This window comes from Bradyrhizobium sp., from assembly GCF_049581145.1.
GTDB lineage: Bacteria > Pseudomonadota > Alphaproteobacteria > Rhizobiales > Xanthobacteraceae > Bradyrhizobium.
In genome coordinates, this window is sequence record NZ_JBAURI010000194.1 from 1 (window position 1) to 2986 (window position 2986).

General features: G+C 66.0%; 3 protein-coding genes and 1 pseudogene. 2 read left to right on the plus strand and 2 right to left on the minus strand.

Annotation, left to right across the window (positions count from 1 at the left end):
• Positions 1–585 (plus strand): tetratricopeptide repeat protein (locus WCB02_RS06435; protein WP_423957001.1); only part of this gene is annotated, 585 nt, incomplete at its 5' end.
• A gap of 5 nt (positions 586–590) precedes the next feature.
• Here the strand turns inward: WCB02_RS06435 and WCB02_RS06440 are convergent.
• Positions 591–1283: a hypothetical protein gene (locus WCB02_RS06440; RefSeq protein WP_423957002.1), complete on the minus strand. Its 693-nt coding sequence runs from the start codon at positions 1281–1283 to the stop codon at positions 591–593.
• Between the two features lie 210 nt (positions 1284–1493).
• On the minus strand, positions 1494–2450 hold the full coding sequence (locus tag WCB02_RS06445; protein WP_423957003.1) for a DUF2147 domain-containing protein: 957 nt from the start codon (positions 2448–2450) through the stop codon (positions 1494–1496).
• 183 nt (positions 2451–2633) lie between these two features.
• Between WCB02_RS06445 and WCB02_RS06450 the strand changes: the two are divergent.
• Positions 2634–2986 (plus strand): annotated as a pseudogene (locus WCB02_RS06450) (DUF2147 domain-containing protein); the annotation flags it as partial.

The window sequence follows — 2986 nt, forward strand, 5'->3', positions numbered from 1 at the left end:
GTCGGGCGCGAGCAGGACGCGGTGGCGCAGTTGCAGGAGGCGGCAGCGCGGCAGCCACCGTTTCCGCCGGCGTTCCGCGAATTGGCCGGCCTGCTCGCGAAAACCGGCCAGGACGATGAGGCGATCGCCGTGCTTGAGCACGGCCTCGCGCTGACAGCCGAGACCGGCGACCTGCAACTGGATCTACAGCTCGATCTCGCGCGGCTTCATTTGGCGCGCAACGCGCGAACCAGGGCCCGCGTCTTGCTCCTGACGGCGCGCGCGGCGGCCCCGAGCCGGCCTGACATCCTGGCGATGCTCGCGCGCGTCCTGCTGCTCGACGGCGAATATGCCTCCGCGGCGGAGGCCTATCGGCAGGTCCTTGCGCAGCATCCCGACGACGCCTCGACCCAGATCAATCTCGCCGCGTCGCTTCTGGAACTGGGCGAGCGCGAGGCAGCCGAACAGAACCTGCGGGCGGCGATGCGCGGAAGGCCACAGATGCTCGGCCGCGCGATTCACTCGCTCGCCGCCGCCTCGCATGGCCGCTTTTTCCTGCGCCTCAGCTCGGTCGCGAAATTCCTGCACGGCGAGACAGCCCGATAGCCGAGCTAGGCCCGGAATTGCCGCCGATAAAAGCCCGCTTCGCGCGCCACCGTCGTGGTCAGATCATGCACCCGCTGGGTCTCGTCAGCCGTGAGGGCCTCCACGCGCGCCACCCAATTGTCCCGCCTGACCGGCACGCATTGCGCAACCGGCGTCCCCTTCGGCAGCACGCCGCTGAAGTGGATGTCATGCCAGTGCGCCGGGAAGTGAATCCAGTTGTCGTGGTAGCGGTCGCAGTCGACCAGTCCGGTCAGCGTCGTGAACGGCAGGTCGAAGCGGTTGAACGGATGGGTAAACAACAGCGCGTAGCCGTCGGGTGCTTCGATGGTCCACAGATTGTGAAACTTGATCAACAGCCGGTCGGTGTCGAACAGCGGCGAGCCGATCACCTGGCTTGCATCATGGAAGCCGATCGGCGAGCGCGCGAAAGAGACCGCGCCGCCCGGCGGCAGCTCGTTGTCCCACGTGATCTCGCCGTTCTCGACCTTGAGATCGCAAATCAGCGGGATCAGAAAACCCGACGTCATCGCGTCGACGAACGGCGGACAGCGCTTGACCGTGTTCTCGTCGCGGGAATTGACCGCGTTGAACGCCTGCGGCGGCATCGCCTTGAGCCAATCCGGAAGCGCCGATATCGCCGGCACCGGAACGGGTAGCAGGCCCTCGAGTTCCGCCGGACAGCGGAAGGTCAGCATCATCGGTTGATCGTCGTTGGGCACGTGGCTCGTTGATGCGGCTTGCTGATGCTTCTTTTAGGCCTGCGCGCGAACGCCGAGGAGCGTCGCTGCGTCGACGGAATCGTTTACCCGGGATCGATCGCAATCAGTAGGCCGACGCCGTTCGGCTCTGCCATGCGTTCGATGCGTGCGAGATGAACGATCCGTAAGGTGAAGCGCAATTCGTCGGCGTTAGGAGTGCGGCGGCGGCGTGGCGCCTCGCGACGTGATCAATTCGTGAAGCCTGCCCGCGACCCTGGTCCAGTCATTGCCGGAACAAAAGAACGCGCCGACCGCGCAGGCTTCGACGTGTAGCCGGTCCAGCTGCTTCATCGCCATGGTCGCGTAATAGGTATTGCCGCTGGCGCGGCTATAGATGCTGCCGGACCATTCGGAGGCACGCTTTGGCTTCATGTTGATCAAGACCGTCTCGCCCTTGACGCTGGTGACGGGGTCGAGCATGGAACCACACAGCGCGCTGCCGCAGCGCTCGATGCGGACGAGACCGGTCTTGCCTTCGGTCTGCCAGTCGCCGAGCGGCGTATCGGCGGCCTCGCTCTCGGTTTCCTGCACAACTGGGGTCTGCGATGGCGCCGTCTCGGCGACCGGCGCCGCGATGATCGGTACCGTCACGACCGGCGGCTGTTCGACCGAGACGGTGGTGAGCGGCTCCGTCTTGGCAGGTTCAGTCTTCGATGGTCCGGTCTCCAGTGCCGGCTCCACTGGCGCAGGTGGCGGCGGGACCCGCTGGGTGGCGGACGCTGCCAGCTCGAGCATCGGAGACGCGGGCGACGGCGATGCTGGAATCGCCGCAGCGGTTTGCTGCGCGGGCTCGTTGACGGGCACAACGATCGGCACCGCTTTGGGGGAGGCCACCCGTTGCGCCGATGCCGGCACGGCAGGCACCGCCGCTTCTGTCACGACAGGCGGCTTCATGGCTGCCGGCCGCGACGGGGCGGCGACATCATCGCGATCGCGCAGGTGATGGAGATAAAGCCCGGGAATCGCGACCGACACGCAGGATGCGGAGCGGCAGCTTTTGCGCGCATCGATCTGGATCCGGTGGCCGCCGATCACAAAGGACAGTTCACCGGCATGCGCGGATGAACCGAGCGCCATCAATATGACAAGCCAGCCAAGTCGCTTCATCGACGCCTCCCCATCCTTCGGCAAGCCTTATGCGTTCACGATCGCCTCGAATGTGATGCGACTCACGCCACACCCTTGCGACGTTCGCGCGAGCTTCGTCTGCCCGTGACGCGGATCACAGAAGCTTCCCCGCGCGGGACATAGGGTCATCGGCGAAACCACAAGCCCCCGACGGAGCCTCCCATGAAGACGCTTTACCTCGCCGCCGCGCTGCTGATGGCCAGCACCGCAGCCCATGCCGGCAACTCGATTTCGTTCGAGATCGACGGCCACAAGATCCAGATCCAGGCGCCGAGAAACTGCGACCAGCTGTCCTGCCTCCAGATCACCGCACCCGGCCTCTCCGGCTCGGGCTTCAACCTCAAGAATCTCACCGCCAGGAATTTCGGCGGCGATGACGATGTTGCAGATCCAACTGCGCCGGCAACAAAGACCGCGCCCGTCGCGACCAGCGCCTCGGCCACTCCTGCAGCGACATCGACGCCGCCGGCTGCGGCCAGCACCGCAGCGCCGATCAATCCTGCGCCGCCCGCAGC

What these genes read in the sequence shown, in the direction of transcription:
- WCB02_RS06440 (WP_423957002.1), bottom strand. Translation starts at nt 1,283, where the DNA reads ATGATGCTGACCTTCCGCTGTCCGGCGGAACTCGAGGGCCTGCTACCC.
- WCB02_RS06445 (WP_423957003.1), bottom strand. Translation starts at nt 2,450, where the DNA reads ATGAAGCGACTTGGCTGGCTTGTCATATTGATGGCGCTCGGTTCATCC.